Origin of the sequence: Pseudaquabacterium inlustre, assembly GCF_038066595.1 — a bacterium.
Lineage (GTDB): Bacteria > Pseudomonadota > Gammaproteobacteria > Burkholderiales > Burkholderiaceae_C > Pseudaquabacterium > Pseudaquabacterium inlustre.
Map to the genome: position 1 here is coordinate 526,564 of NZ_JBBUTH010000009.1, position 14,433 is coordinate 540,996.

Genomic DNA, 14,433 nt, shown 5'->3' on the forward strand with positions numbered 1-14,433 from the left:
CGCGGCGGCGGCGGCAGGCTCAGGGCGCGCCGGCCGGGGCCACGTCCAGGTCCAGCGTGGCCGAGCGCTCGAAGCTCAGCCCGCGCGAGGCCACTTGCAGCGCAACACGCCAGCGCCCTTCGCGCGGCAGGGTGTCGACCAGGCGGTACACGCCCGGCGCCTCCTCGGCCGCAAAGGCCCGGCGCTGGGCCAGGCCCGGCAGCTCCAGCAGCATCAGCTGCACATCGCCCAGGCCGGTCAGCGGCTGGCCGCTGTCGCCGTCGCGCAGTTCCACGCGCACGGCCAGCGGCTGGCCGGCGCGCGCCGGCCCGGCCACGCTGAAGCGCGTCTGCACGCGCTGGCCCTCGGCGGTCTGGCCGCGCTCGTCCACGTCCAGCGCAAAGCAGCGCAGCAGCCGCGGCTGGTCGGTCAGCACCAGCAGCTGGTAGTGGCCGCCGCGGTCCAGCCGCAGGCGCGTCTGCCACTCGCCGGGGCGCTGCTCGCGCAGGCCGCGGTCCAGCAGCTTCAGGCCCTGCACCGCGCGGCTGTAGGTGCGGTAGCTGCCCTGCGGCGCCTGCATGCCTTCCATGTAGGCGTAGATGGCGGTGTCGGCGCCATTGGCCACCAGCACGCCGGCGCCGTCGGGCGCGGGCACGATCATGTCGGCCACGCCCAGGCTCGCGGCCTGGCTGTCGGGCCGCTGCTGGTACATCGGCACCTGGTTGGTGGCCAGTTCGCCGCGCGCCAGCGCCGCCAGGTCCAGCAGCGTGACCGACAGCGCGCCCAGGCCGCGCACATAGGCGAAGCGGGCGGTGAAGGCGATCTGGTCGGGCGCCTCCACGGTGGCCGTGCTGCCCAGCAGGCGGCCGCGTGCCACGTCCAGCACATGCAGGCGGTCGGCCCGCGGGCTCAGGCCCAGCAGGTGGCGGCCATCGGGCGCGGCACGCAGGTGCACCACGCCGCTGGCAAAGGGCAGCGGCGCCTCGAGCCGGCCGTCGTCCAGCGCCAGCACCGCCAGGCTGTCGGCATTGGCGCGCGCCACATAGGCGCGGCGCGACAGCGGACTGACGGCCACCGCCAGCGGCGTGCCCGCCAGCGCGTGGGCGGCCAGCGTGGCCGCGCGGGCGGTGTCGATCAGCGTCACGCGGCCGGCGCTGCTGCTGGTGACCACCAGGCGGCTGCCGTCGTCGCTGAGGGCCAGGCCGTGCAGGCCGGCGCCGATGTCCAGCCGCCGCACCGGGGTGTCGGGCTCGGCCAGGTCCACCACGGCCAGCGCGTCGGCGTCGTCCATGGCCACGAAGGCGCGGCGCTCGTCGGGCGTGACCACCAGGCGGCGCGGCTGGCCGGCGCCCAGGTCGATGCGGCGCAGCAGCTTCTGTGCGGCCATGTCCACCACCGCCAGCTGGCCCTGCGCCGGCAGCGTGACCAGCAGCTGGTCGCGCCCGCTCAGGTAGACCCAGTCGGCACCGGGGCCGGGCAGCGTGATCAGCGACTCCAGCCGCGTGGAGCCCACCGCGAACTGCGGGCTGATCAGCGACAGCGTGGCATCGCTGTTCAGCGTGGCCAGCAGTTGCTGGTTGAAGTCGCGGTCGGCCCGTTGCGACACGCGGCCGGCCACGAAGCGCCGCGCCTGGTCGGCGCAGGCCTCGGCGCCCGGCGCGGCCTGCCGTGCCAGCCACACCCGCGGGCGCACGCCCGGCAACGCGGTGCCGCTGGCGGCGTCGGCCACCCGCACGTCCAGCCGCAGTTCGCGCTGCAGCGGCACGCCGCGGTCGGCGCGCGGCGCGGTGTCGCTCTCCTGCAGCGACACGCTCACCGCCACGCCGCCCTCGCTGGCCTGGCGTTGCCAGGGCAGTTCGTCCTGCGCCGCCAGCGGCAGGCCCGCAATGGCCAGGGCCAGGCCCAGGCAGAAGCGAAGCGCAGAGATCGATTGCATGGCAGGGTGGTTAGCGATTGAACGGTGGTTCACCGGGTGGCCGGAATGGCACTTCTCGGTGCCCACACAGTCTCCGGTCACTTGATGTTTTTGCCGAATTCGTTGCGACTCGCCCCACGAATCGAACGTGGGCAATGCATCCAGTTGCGCCTGCCTCGCGTAGGGCCCCAACGCATTCAAACCAAGGCCGGACTGAATCGCCGGTTTTCGCGGATCGAATCGATATGTCTTTTTATGCAATCGATCGGCAATCGGTCTGGCTGCGGTCGATCCACCAGGCCTACCCCCCCGAACCCGAGGCCCGGCGTCAAACGCCGCTAGTGCTGAAAGTGGCAAGAAATCTAGTATCTGCAGCCATCGGCACCCCGATTCCAGGGGGCGTCGTCTTCCCTCTCCCCCCTTCACGCTCCCCCGAAATTCAGGAGGCCGCGATGCGTCATCGCGCTCGGAACCCGTACCGCCCGACCCGTCTTGCGCTGGGGGTGGCCGCCGTGCTGGCACTGGCCGCATCCGCCGCGCTGGCACGCCCTGCCGGCACCGTGGTGGCCGACGTGGTGGCACTCGACCAGCCCTATGTCTACAACCGCTTCGGCTCGTACAACCCGTACGGCATGGTCTACGCGCTGCGCAGCGACGTGATCAACATCGACAGCGGCCTGGCGCTGGACAACGGCGGCGCCGCCGTGCCCTGCCGTGTGGCGCTGCGTGGCGACAAGCGGCCGCGGCCGCTGGTGCTGCGGGCCAACGTGGGCGACAAGCTGGAGGTGAACTTCACCAACCTGCTGTGCGAGGCGGCCCCGGCCGCCGGCGCCGACCGGCCGCTGACGCGCATCGCGTCGATGATGTTCAACGGCCTGCGTCACGACCTGGCAGCGCCGGGCTACAACGGCTTCGATCCCCGGCTGACCGGCATGGCCGGCATCGAGCCGGGCCAGAGCATCACCTACCGCCTGCTGGCCGAGCGCGAAGGCGCCAGCACGCTGTACGACAACGGCGCACCGGCCGGTGGCCAGGCCGATGGCGGCTCGTCGGTGCTGGGCCTGTACGGCGTGGTGAACGTGGAGCCGACGGGGTCCGACAGCTACCGCAGCCAGGTCAGCGCGCCGGTGATGGCCGAGGCGCGCCGCCAGGCGGCGGCCGGGCGCTTCATCCACTACGAGGCCACCGATCCCACCGGCACGCTGACCGGCCAGGCCGGTCGGCCGCTGCTGAACATGGTGCAGAGCATCGGCACCAACCGCTGGCGCCTGCTGTCCAGCGACCTGAACGCCATCATCCAGAACCAGGCCGTGCAGGCCGACAGCTATCAGCCCACCAACGAGAACTGGTTCCGCGAGTTCACCGTGGTGCTGCAGGACGAGTTGAAGACGGTGCAGGCCTTCGGCGCCGCCTTCGACCACGAAGGCGCGGGCGTGGGCGCGCGCGACGGCTTCGGCATCAACTACGGCGCCAGCGGCATCGGCGCCATCGTGGCCGCCAACCGCGCCGGCGTGGGCCCGGCCGCGCAGTGCGTGGAGTGCGCGTGGGAGGAGTTCTTCCTCACCTCGTGGGCCAACGGCGACCCGGCCATGGTGGTGCGGCGCGACGCCCAGGGCAAGGCGCAGGCGCTGTTCCCGGACGACCCCGGCAACGTGCACCACGCCTACCTGGGCGACCCGGTGAAGTTCCGCACCGTGCAGGGCGGCGTCAAGGAGACGCATGTCTTCCACCTGCATGCGCACCAGTGGTTCGCCCAGCAGGGCGGCGCCACGCAGAGCAGCTACCTGGACAGCCAGACCATCGGCCCGCGACAGGCGCAGACCTACGACATCGCCTACCTGGGCGGCAACCGCAACCTGTCGGTTGGCGATTCGATCTTCCACTGCCACATGTACCCGCACTTCGCCCAGGGCATGTGGGGCCTGTGGCGCAACCACGATGTGTTCGAGGACGGCACGCGCACGCTGCCCGACGGTGAACTGGGCCCCGGCACCGATCCGCGCACCGGCCAGGCGCGCGCCGGCGCGCTCTCACCGGCGCTGGTGCCCATCCGCAACCGGCCGCTGCCGCCGATGCCCACCTACGGCGACAGCGGGACGCCCGGCTACCCGTTCTTCGTGGCCGCCAGCCCCGGCCACCGGCCACCGCAGCCACCGATGGACCTGACCGCCGACACCCAGCTGGGCGCCACCGGCATCGGCCGCCATGTGGTGCAGGCCGGCCAGCGCGTGCTGGGCGCCGGTGCCGCCGCGGGCGACATGTCCAGCGTGATCACCGTGGCCGACATCCAGCTGCTGCCCGAGGCCGGCACGCCGCTGGAGCGCGCGGCCATGGCCTTCCACGCCCGGCTGGGCGTCAACAGCACCACGCCCGACGGCGCGGCGGCCAGCTTCGCGCTGAACGGCCGCCCGCCGGTGCCCGGCGCGCCCTTCGCCGACCCCTGCCCGGCGAATGCGCCGCTGCGCCGCTACGACGTGTCGGCCATCGAGATGCAGCTGGTGGTCAACAAGGCCGGCTGGCACGACAAGCAGGCGCGCATCAACGTGCTGTCCAGCGAGGTGGCCCAATACGAGGGCCTGAAGCGCCCGGCCGAGCCCTTCTTCTTCCGCGCCCACAGCGGCGAGTGCATCGAGTTCCGCCACACCAACCGCCTGCCGGTCAAGCTGCAGAAGGACGACTTCCAGGCCAAGGTGCCCACCGACATCATCGGCCAGCACATCCACCTGGTGAAGTTCGACGTGATGAGCTCGGACGGCGGTGCCAACGGCTTCAACTACGAGGACGGCACCTTCGCCCGCGACGCGGTGATCGAGCGCGTGGAGGCGGTGCGCGCCGGTGCCGGCCGGCTGTCGCGCCGCAATGCCGACGGCACCGTGACCGACCTGACCGCGCAGCGCGCCCAGGTGCTGCCCGAGCCGGCCAACGTGGCCTACCCCACCAGCATCCAGCGCTGGTGGGCCGACGAGCTGTTCGACGGCGCCGGCAAGGACCGCACGCTGCGCACCGTGTTCACGCACGACCACTTCCAGGCCAGCAACATCCAGCAGCACGGCTTCTACGCGGCCCTGGTGGTCGAGCCCAAGGGCTCCACCTGGCTCAAGCCCGACGGCACGCCGCTGACCGGCGGCGTGGGCGCGCAGGCCATCATCACCGGCGCCACCGACAGCGCCACCCACCCCGAGTACCGCGAGTACCTGCTGGCCAGCGCCGACTTCGCGCTGCTGTACAAGGCCGACGGCGTGACGCCGATCGACCCGCCGGCCAAGCCCGAGCTGCTGAGCGCCGCCCACCACAACCCCTACCTGGTGAACTACAAGAACGAGCCGATCCCGCTGCGCCTGGCTGCCGGCGGCGAGGCCAGCGGCCTGTACGCCGACGCCCGCGGCGACACCAGCAACGTGTTCTCCAGCGAGGTGCACGGCGATCCGTTCACGCCGATCTTCCGCGCCTACGAAGGCGACCGCGCGCAGTTCAGGCTGATCCACGGCGCGCAGGAGGTGCAGCACAGCTTCACCGTGCACAACCAGCGCTGGCGCCGCCAGGTCTCCGATCCGAAGTCGCCTTATGTGGGCGCGCAGGAGCTCGGCATCTCCGAGCACATGGAGATGGACGTGGGCGTGCTGCCCAACGTGACCGGGGGCGCCAAGGTCAACGACTACCTCTACCACTACGGCTCCACCGACGCGCTGTGGAACGGCGCCTGGGGCCTGCTGCGCGTCTACAACCGCCAGGACGCGCTCGACCCGGTGACCGGCACGCTGATCGGCGGCACGCTCAAGCCGCTGGGCACCAACCTGGTCAGCTCGCTGCAGAAGACGCTGACCGGCGTGCTGGGCAGCACCGGCACGCTGGTGGGCGGCCTGCTGGGCCAGGCCACCACCACGCTGGGGCTCAACGGCTGCCCGTCCGACGCCCGGGCGCGCCAGGTCGACATCGAGGTCTGGGCCGCCCGCGACCTGCTGCCCGGCGGCACGCTGAGCTACAACGACGCGGCCGGCATCCACGACCCCACGGCGCTGATGTACGTGCCGGCCAGCCACGTGGCGGCGCTGCGCGCCGGCACCCGCCGGCCCGAGCCGCTGGTGATGCGCGCCAACGCCGGCGACTGCCTGACCGTGCGCCTGAGCAACCGCCTGCCGGCCGACCAACCGGTGCCCGACCTGCCCGGCGATGCGCCGATGCCCGGCATCGTGTCGCTGAACGCCGACCAGCTGCGCCCGTCGCCGCACGTGGGCATGCACGCCACGCTGGTGAGCTACGACCCGCGCACCAGCGACGGCGCCCGGGTGGGCCGCAACCCCAGTACCCTGGTCGCCCCCGGCCAGACGCGCACGATGACCTGGTACCTGGGCAAGCTGAACTTCGACATGCTCAACGGCACCTTCAAGGGCGGCGAGCCGATCGAGTTCGGCGCCGTGCCGCTGCGCGCCATGGGCGACGTGGTCGAACACGGCGCCCAGGGCATGGTGGGCACGCTGGTCGTCGAGCCGGCCGGCGCCACCTGGTGGAACGAGGCGGGCACGGTGGCCGGCGACGGCTTCGGCCGCAGCGCACTGATCAAGCTGGGCAGCAGCACCACGGCCAGCGCCACCTCCAGCCTCAGCGCGGCGGGCACGGTGATCTCGGCCGGCGTCACCGCCACCAGCACGCGCAACGGCGGCGCCAACAGCTTCATCGAGCATGTGCTGACCGTGCAGGACGGCCTGAACCTGCGCCTGCGCAGCGGCGCAGGCGGCGCGGGCGAGATCCCGCAGCACTACGTGGGCGACGACAGCTACGACTTCGGCGAACGCGCGGTGAGCTATGGCACGTCGCCGCTGTGGTCGCGCATCGACTTCGCCGCCCAGGGCGCCGGCTGCACCGCGGCCAGCGTGATCGCCGACGACATCAACCCCTGCCGCCTGCCGCCCACGCTGATGCTCGACGACGACGCGCGCCTGCCCGCCGGCCTGCGCGGCCGCCCGTTGGCCACCCCGGTGCTGGGCGCCAAGGCCGGCGACGCGGTGCGCCTGCGCGTGGTGCAGCCCGATGGCCGGGCGCGGCAGCACAGCTTCCGTGTTGCCGGGCACTCGTATGCCGACATGGGCATCGAGGCCTTCGTGAACCCCGGCGCCAGCCTGGTCACGGTGGGCAAGGGCATCACCGCCAACCTGTACAACGGCGCGCAGCGCGGCTACTGGCTGTACAGCGACGGGCCCAACACCATGGTCAACACCGGCGTGTGGGGCCTGTTCAAGGTGGATTGAGCGGCGCGCGGTGGCGGCGCCGGTTCAGCGCGTCTGCGCCGCGATCTTCTGCCGCAGCGCCGGCAGCAGCGCCTGGGCGGCGGCGCGGCCAGCGTCGATGGCGCGCTTGCGCGCGGTGAAGTCGGCGCTGGACACACCGGCCAGCGCCGGGCGCAGCACCAGGTCGGCGTCGCGCAGCTCGAACTGGTTGATGCTGCGGCCCATGATCGAGAAGGTCTGCAGCAGCAGCTTGAAGGCGTCGCCGGTGGCGGCGCCGTCGGGCGGCGTGGAGATGTCCACCGCCAGCACCAGCTGCGCGCCCATCTCGCGGGCGAAGCGCACCGGCACCGGCGACACCAGGCCGCCGTCCACGTACTCGCGCGTGCCGATCTTCACCGGCTGGAACACCGCCGGCACCGCACTCGAGGCACGCACCGCCGCGCCGGTGTCGCCGCGCCGGAACAGCACCGCCTCGCCGCTGTCCAGGTCGGTGGCCACGATGCCCAGCGGCATCGGCAGCTGCTCGATCAGCCGGCCGCCGGTCTGCTCGCGCACATAGCGCGCCAGCGCCTCGCCGCGGATCAGGCCGCGGCCGGGAAAGCTCCAGTCGGTGATGGCCGACTCGTCCATCGCCAGCGCCAGGCGGGCCAGCTCGGCCCCGCTCTTGCCGGCCGCGTACAGGGCCGCCACCAGGCTGCCGGCCGAGGTGCCGGCCACCAGGTCAGGCTTGATGCCGGCCTCCTCCAGCACCTGAATGACGCCGATGTGGGCGAAGCCGCGCGCCGCGCCGCCGCCCAGCGCCAGCCCGATGCGCGGCGGCCGCGGCGGTGCCGGCGGGCTGGCCGGCGGTGCGGCGGGGCCCGACGGCGGCGTGGCCGGTGGCACCGAAGGCAGGGGCACCGGGGTCTGGCAGGCGGCCAGCCCGGCACCGAGCGCCGCGCCCAGGCCGGCGCGGACGAACAGGCGGCGTTGCATGGCGCGGGATTCTACGGAGCGCGGTGGCTTCATCGCCGGCTTCATATGCTTCATTGGAATTAGCAGCTAACCACAATATCGTTGGCGGATATAACAAGCGCTTTTACAGTCCCGCCCTCGTGGTGCATGCGGCACCGCAGCATGGCATTGGCAGGAACGGCGGGCTTCATGGACTGGATTGCGATCGCAAGTGGCTTCGGCATCGGCGCCATCGTCGGCATGACCGGCGTGGGCGGCGGCTCGCTGATGACGCCGCTGCTGATCAGCGTGTTCAAGCTGAACCCGGCGGTGGCCATCGGCACCGACCTGTGGTTTGCCGCGCTCACCAAGCTGGGCGGCTCGGTGGCGCACCACCGCCACGGCCATGTGGACTACCGCATCACGCGGCTGATGCTGATGGGCAGCATCCCGGCCTCGCTGGCCACCATCGCCCTGATGCACTTCACCGGCATCACCAAGGGCTGGGCCAGCGCGCTGACCTTCTCGCTGGGCATCGCGCTGCTGCTCACCGCCGTCACCGTGGCCTACCGCCAGGCCTGGCATGCCGTGGGCCTGAAGCTGGAGAAGTGGCTGCCCGAGCGCCGCAAGGCCGGCCTGACCATCGCCTCGGGCGTGCTGCTGGGCGTGCTGGTGTCGCTGAGCTCCATCGGCGCCGGCGCGGTGGGCGCCACGCTGATCCTCTTGCTGTACCCTCGCCTGCCCGCGCAGCGCCTGGTGGGCACCGACATCGCCCATGCCGTGCCGCTGACCCTGGTGGCCGGCCTGGGCCATGCCTCGCTGGGCCATGTGAACTGGGGCCTGCTGGCGGCGCTGCTGATCGGCTCGCTGCCCGGCATCTGGGTGGGCGCACAGCTCACCCGGGCCATGCCCGAGCGCATCGTGCGCACGCTGCTGTGCGTGTCGCTGGTCACCGCCGGCCTCAAGGTCATCCACTGACACGTTCTTCCTGACGGTCCTTCCGCCGAAGCCCTTTCTCCGCCTCCGACGATGTACGCCTACACCGATTTCGACCGCCAGTTCGTGCGCGCCCGCGCCGCGCAGTTCCGCGACCAGCTCGATCGCCACCTGGCCGGCCAGCTGCCCGACGACGACTTCCGCGCGCTGCGCCTGCAGAACGGCTGGTACGTGCAGCGCCATGCGCCGATGCTGCGCGTGGCCGTGCCCTATGGCGAGCTGAACAGCGCCCAGCTGCGCCAGCTGGCGAAGATCGGCCGCGAGCTCGACCGCGGCTTCGGCCACTTCACCACGCGCCAGAACCTGCAGTTCAACTGGATCCCGCTGACCAAGGCCGCCGACGCGATGGACCTGCTGGCCGCGGTGGACATGCACGGCATCCAGACCAGCGGCAACTGCATCCGCAACATCACCAGCGACGCGCTGGCCGGCGTGGCCGCCGACGAGATCGTCGACCCGCGCCCTTACTGCGAGGTGATGCGCCAGTGGAGCACGCTGCACCCCGAGTTCGCCTTCCTGCCGCGCAAGTTCAAGATCGCCGTGTCGGGCGCCGCCGAGGACCGCGCCGCCATCGCCTGGCATGACGTGGGCCTGCAGCTGAAGAAGAACACAGCCGGCGAGGTCGGCTTCCAGGTGCTGGTGGGCGGCGGCATGGGCCGCACGCCGATCACCGGCACGGTGATCCGCGAGTTCCTGCCCTGGAACCAGATCCTGTGCTACCTGGAGGCCGTGGTGCGGGTCTACAACCGCTACGGCCGCCGCGACAACGCCTACAAGGCGCGCATCAAGATCCTGGTCAAGGCCGAGGGCCAGAAGTACTTCGACCAGGTGGAAGCCGAGTTCCAGCGCATCCTGGCCGACGACGTGGGTGGCAGCCTGCACCTGATCCCGCAGGCCGAGTTCGACCGCGTGGCCGCCTGCTTCGTGCGCCCGGCCGCCGTGGTGCCGCTGCCGGCCGTGCCGCTGTCCGCCGATGCGCCGCTGGCCGAACAGCGCTGGCACCAGCGCAACGTGCACACGCACCAGGTGCCGGGCTGGAGCGCGGTGACGCTGTCGCTCAAGCGCGCCGGTCTGCCGCCGGGCGATGCCACCTCCGACCAGATGGACGCCGCCGCCGCGCTGGCCGAGGCCTTCAGCCTGGGCGAGCTGCGGGTCACGCACGACCAGAACCTGCTGCTGCCGTGGGTCAAGCAGAGCGACCTGGCCGCGCTGTACCTGCAGGCCAAGGCGCTGGGCTTCGCCACGCCCAACATCGGCCTGCTGACCGACATGATCAACTGCCCCGGCGGCGATTTCTGCGCGCTGGCCAATGCACGCAGCATCCCGGTTGCGGCCGCCATCACCGAGCGCTTTGACGACCTCGACCGCGTGTTCGACATCGGCGACATCGACCTGCACATCAGCGGCTGCATCAACAGCTGCGGCCACCACCACACCGGCCACATCGGCATCCTCGGCGTCGACAAGGACGGCAAGGAGTGGTACCAGGTCTCGCTGGGCGGCTCGGACGGCAGCACGCTCAGCGGCGCGCCCACGCCGGGCAAGGTGATCGGCCCCAGCTTCGCCGCCGACGAGGTGGCCGACGTGATCGAGGCCGTGATCGAGACCTATGTGGCCCAGCGCCAGGGCAGCGAGCGTTTCCTCGAGACCGTGCGCCGCATCGGCCTGGTCCCGTTCAAGACCGCCGCCGACGCGCAGCGCCACGCCACGGCCGTGCAGGCCTGAGCGCCCCGCCGCACCGGAGACAGACCCATGAAGTTCATCACCCCCGCCCAAGACCTGTGGCACACCGCCCTGGGTGAAGACGGCCCGCAGCCCCACCCCGCCGCCGCCCCGCACCGCCTGCTGACGCTGGAGCAGTGGCATGCCGTGCGCGACACCTGGCCGGCCGACCTGCCCACCGGCGTGAGCCTGGCCAACACGCTGGACATCGAGACCCTGGCGCCTGACCTGCCGCGCCTGGCGCTGGTGGCCCTGCACTTCCCGAAGTGGGTGGACGGCCGCGCCTACACCCAGGCCCGCCTGCTGCGCAGCCGCTACCGCTTTGCCGGCGAGATCCGCGCCACCGGCGACGTGCTGGTGGACATGCTGCCGCTGCTGGCCCGCACCGGCTTCGACGCCGTGCAGCTGCGCGCCGACCAGTCGCGCGAGGCCGCCGAGCGCGCGCTCGGCTTCTTCCCCGGCCACTACCAGGGCGACGTGCTGCAGCCCGCGCCGGCCTTCGTGCGCGACGTGGCGGCCGAGCTGGCCCAGCGCCAGGCCGACCAGGCCGCGCAGTTCGCCGGCCAGGGCATCTGAGCGAAAGGCCCGACATGAGTGCCATCGACCTGTACGCCCGCGCCACCGCGGGCTTCGACGAGCGCGTGGCCAACGCCCTGCGCCTGCTGACCGAAGCCGCCGCCACGCATGGCGCCGGCATCGTGCAGTCCACCAGCCTGGGCGTGGAGGACATGGTCGTCACCGACCTGATCGCCCGCCACCGCCTGCCCATCGCGCTGGCGACGCTGGAGACCGGCGCGCTGCACCCCGAGACCGTGGCGCTGATCGGCCGCATCACCGCGCACTACGGCCTGGCCGTCGAGGTGTTCAAGCCGCGCGAGGAGGCGGTGGTGCACTTCGTCAAGACGAACGGCGCCGAGGCCATGTACCAGAGCCTGGAATTGCGCAAGGCCTGCTGCGGCGTGCGCAAGATGGAGCCGCTGGCGCGCATGCTGGCCGGCCGCACGGCCTGGGTGACCGGCCTGCGCCGCGAGCAGAGCAACGCGCGCGGCGAGGTGCCCTTCAGCGAGCCCGATGACGCGGGCCGCACCAAGCTCAATCCGCTGGCCGACTGGAGCTGGGCCGATGTGTGGCACTACGTGCAACTGCACCAGGTGCCCTACAACCCGCTGCACGACCAGTTCATGCCCAGCATCGGCTGCGCCCCCTGCACCCGCGCCATCGCCGTGGGCGAGGACTTCCGCGCCGGCCGCTGGTGGTGGGAGCAGGACGGTGCCAAGGAATGCGGCCTGCATGTGAAACACGATGACGCCGAGCAAGCCCCGGTGTCCAGCCTGATCGGAGACCGCGCGTGAACGCCGCCGTGAACCTCGACACCCTGTTGCCCGAACTCGACCACCGCCACCTCGACTGGCTGGAGGAAGAGGCCATCTTCATCCTGCGCGAGGTGGCCGCCTCGTTCGAGCGCCCCGGCCTGCTGTTCTCCAGCGGCAAGGACTCTTGCGTGGTGCTGCACCTGGCCGAGAAGGCCTTCAAGCGCGCGCTGCATGCCAAGGGCGAGCGTCCGCGCTTCGCCGGCAAGCTGCCCTTCCCGCTGGTGCACGTGGACACCGGCCACAACTTTCCCGAGGTGATCCAGTTCCGCGACGAGCGCGTGGCCGAGCTGGGCGACCGCCTGGTGGTGGGCCACCTCGAGGACAGCATGAAGAAGGGCACGGTGCGCCTGGCCCATCCGCTGGAATCGCGCAACGGCCACCAGACCGTCACGCTGCTCGAGACCATCGAGGAGAACCGCTTCGACTGCATGATCGGCGGCGCCCGCCGCGATGAAGAGAAGGCGCGCGCCAAGGAGCGCATCTTCAGCCACCGCGACAGCTTCGGCCAGTGGCAGCCCAAGGAGCAGCGCCCCGAGCTGTGGACGCTGTTCAACACCCGCCACCGCCCCGGCGAGCACTTCCGCAGCTTCCCGATCAGCAACTGGACCGAGCTGGACGTGTGGCTGTACATCGCCCGCGAGAACATCCCGCTGCCCACGCTGTACTACCGCCACGAGCGCCAGGTGATCCGCCGCAAGGGCCTGCTGGTGCCGCTGACCGACGTGACCCCGCCCGAGGCCGGCGAGACGGTGGAGACGGCCACCGTGCGCTTCCGCACCGTGGGCGACATGACCTGCACCTGCCCGGTGGAAAGCGATGCGCGCAGCGCCGCCGACATCGTGGCCGAGACCCTCACCGTGACGGTGAGCGAGCGCGGCGCCACGCGCATGGACGACCGCACCAGCGACGCCTCGATGGAGCGCCGCAAGAAGGAAGGCTATTTCTGATCATGAGCGCCGTACTGAAGACTGAAGACCACCGCGCCCTGCGCTTCCTCACCGCCGGCAGCGTGGATGACGGCAAGAGCACGCTGATCGGCCGCCTGCTGTTCGACAGCCGCGCCATCCTGGCCGACCAGCTCGACACCCTGGCCAAGCGCGCTGCGGGCGAACCCATCGACCTGAGCCTGCTGACCGACGGCCTGGAAGCCGAGCGCGAGCAGGGCATCACCATCGACGTGGCCTACCGCTACTTCGCCACCAAGACGCGCAAGTTCATCATCGCCGACGCCCCCGGCCATGAGCAGTACACGCGCAACATGGTCACCGCCGCCGCCGGCAGCGACGCCGCCGTGGTGCTGGTGGACATCACCAAGATCGACTGGCGCGCCACGCCGGTGCCGCTGCTGCCGCAGACCCGCCGCCATGCGCTGCTGGCCAGCCTGCTGCGCGTGCCCAGCATCGTGTTCGCGGTGAACAAGCTCGACGCCGTGGGCGACGATGCCGGCGCCGCCTTCGCCGCGGTGAAGGGCTCGCTGGAGGCCTTCGCGGCCGAGGCCGGCATCACGCCGGCCGGCATCATCCCGGTCAGCGCGCTGCGCGGCGACAACGTCACCGCCCCGCTCGACGCCCCGTGGTACGACGGCCCCAGCCTGCTGCAGCTGCTGGAGAGCCTGCCCACCACGCAGGAGACCACCCAGGGCGCGATGCTGCAGCCCGTGCAGTACGTGGCCCGCGACGACGCGGAAGAGCAGGACGCCAGCACCGCGATCAAGGGCACCGGCCACCAGAGCCGCGTGTTCTGGGGCCGCATTGCCCACGGCAGCGTGAAGGCCGGCGACGCGGTTCAGGTCTTCCCCAGCGGCCAGGGCGCCATCGTGGCCGAGGTGCGCCGCGCCGGCCGCACGGTCGACGCCGCCCAGGCCGGCGAATCGGCCGGCATCGTGCTGGACCGCCAGCTCGACATCAGCCGCGGCGACTGGATCGGCAGCCCCGGCACGCTGGGCGCCACGCAGCGCTTCAGCGCCACGCTGTGCTGGCTGGACACCGAGCCGGCCGTGCCCGGCCGCAAGTACTGGGTGCGCCACGGCAACCGCTGGGTGCAGGCCCGCATCACCAGCATCGACCACCGCTTCGACATCCACACGCTGACGCCCACCGATGCGCACGAACTCAACGTCAACGAGATCGGCGAGGTGACGGTGGAAGTGCAGCAGCCGCTGCCGGTGGAAAGCTATGCCCGCAACCGCGTCGGCGGCGCGCTGATCGTCGTCGACCCCAGCAGCAACCGCACCAGCGGCGCGCTGCTGGTCAAGACCGCCGTCCACAGCTGAGGCGGCCCGGCCGGATCG

General features: G+C 71.8%; 9 protein-coding genes. 7 read left to right on the forward strand and 2 right to left on the reverse strand.

All coding sequences use genetic code 11. From position 1 onward, the window contains the following. Positions 1-19: 19 nt before the first annotated feature. On the reverse strand, positions 20-1,915 hold the full coding sequence (locus AACH10_RS19770) for a hypothetical protein (RefSeq protein ID WP_341412207.1): 1,896 nt from the start codon (positions 1,913-1,915) through the stop codon (positions 20-22). Positions 1,916-2,346: 431 nt separating this feature from the next. On the opposite strand from AACH10_RS19770, the gene AACH10_RS19775 reads away from it, so the two are divergent. Beyond that, positions 2,347-7,140 carry a multicopper oxidase domain-containing protein gene (locus AACH10_RS19775; RefSeq protein WP_341412208.1) on the forward strand — a complete coding sequence of 1,598 codons (4,794 nt, stop codon included), beginning with the start codon at positions 2,347-2,349 and terminating at the stop codon, positions 7,138-7,140. A gap of 24 nt (positions 7,141-7,164) precedes the next feature. On the opposite strand, the gene AACH10_RS19780 is transcribed toward AACH10_RS19775, so the two are convergent. Then, positions 7,165-8,094, reverse strand: a complete 930-nt coding sequence (locus AACH10_RS19780) for a patatin-like phospholipase family protein (protein WP_341412209.1) — start codon at positions 8,092-8,094, stop codon at positions 7,165-7,167. Positions 8,095-8,262: 168 nt separating this feature from the next. Here AACH10_RS19780 and AACH10_RS19785 point away from each other — a divergent pair, with 168 nt between their 5' ends. From AACH10_RS19785 to AACH10_RS19810, 6 genes are read left to right on the forward strand one after another with little or no spacing between them, the layout of a single operon-like run. Beyond that, a complete protein-coding gene (locus AACH10_RS19785) occupies positions 8,263-9,030 on the forward strand; it encodes a sulfite exporter TauE/SafE family protein (protein ID WP_341412211.1) in 768 nt (255 codons plus the stop codon). Positions 9,031-9,081: 51 nt separating this feature from the next. Further along, positions 9,082-10,773: a nitrite/sulfite reductase gene (locus tag AACH10_RS19790; RefSeq protein WP_341412212.1), complete on the forward strand. Its 1,692-nt coding sequence runs from the start codon at positions 9,082-9,084 to the stop codon at positions 10,771-10,773. Positions 10,774-10,800: 27 nt separating this feature from the next. Continuing rightward, the gene (locus AACH10_RS19795) at positions 10,801-11,346 is read left to right on the forward strand and encodes a DUF934 domain-containing protein (protein ID WP_341412213.1); all 546 of its coding nucleotides are present in this window, start codon (positions 10,801-10,803) and stop codon (positions 11,344-11,346) included. Positions 11,347-11,360: 14 nt separating this feature from the next. Then, positions 11,361-12,122: a phosphoadenylyl-sulfate reductase gene (locus AACH10_RS19800; protein ID WP_341412214.1), complete on the forward strand. Its 762-nt coding sequence runs from the start codon at positions 11,361-11,363 to the stop codon at positions 12,120-12,122. After that, positions 12,119-13,090 (forward strand): sulfate adenylyltransferase subunit CysD, encoded by a 972-nt coding sequence (cysD, locus tag AACH10_RS19805; protein ID WP_341412215.1) that lies wholly within the window; start codon positions 12,119-12,121, stop codon positions 13,088-13,090. The genes AACH10_RS19800 and cysD overlap by 4 nt, the downstream gene beginning before the upstream one ends. 2 nt (positions 13,091-13,092) lie before the next feature. Then, on the forward strand, positions 13,093-14,415 hold the full coding sequence (locus AACH10_RS19810; protein WP_341412216.1) for a sulfate adenylyltransferase subunit 1: 1,323 nt from the start codon (positions 13,093-13,095) through the stop codon (positions 14,413-14,415). Positions 14,416-14,433 lie beyond the last annotated feature (18 nt).

Excerpts from the sequence above, each read along its gene's own strand:
- AACH10_RS19770 (WP_341412207.1), bottom strand. The coding sequence starts at position 1,915 with ATGCAATCGATCTCTGCGCTTCGCTTCTGCCTGGGCCTGGCCCTGGCC.
- AACH10_RS19775 (WP_341412208.1), top strand. The coding sequence starts at position 2,347 with ATGCGTCATCGCGCTCGGAACCCGTACCGCCCGACCCGTCTTGCGCTG.
- AACH10_RS19780 (WP_341412209.1), bottom strand. The coding sequence starts at position 8,094 with ATGCAACGCCGCCTGTTCGTCCGCGCCGGCCTGGGCGCGGCGCTCGGT.
- AACH10_RS19785 (WP_341412211.1), top strand. The coding sequence starts at position 8,263 with ATGGACTGGATTGCGATCGCAAGTGGCTTCGGCATCGGCGCCATCGTC.
- AACH10_RS19790 (WP_341412212.1), top strand. The coding sequence starts at position 9,082 with ATGTACGCCTACACCGATTTCGACCGCCAGTTCGTGCGCGCCCGCGCC.
- AACH10_RS19795 (WP_341412213.1), top strand. The coding sequence starts at position 10,801 with ATGAAGTTCATCACCCCCGCCCAAGACCTGTGGCACACCGCCCTGGGT.
- AACH10_RS19800 (WP_341412214.1), top strand. The coding sequence starts at position 11,361 with ATGAGTGCCATCGACCTGTACGCCCGCGCCACCGCGGGCTTCGACGAG.
- AACH10_RS19810 (WP_341412216.1), top strand. The coding sequence starts at position 13,093 with ATGAGCGCCGTACTGAAGACTGAAGACCACCGCGCCCTGCGCTTCCTC.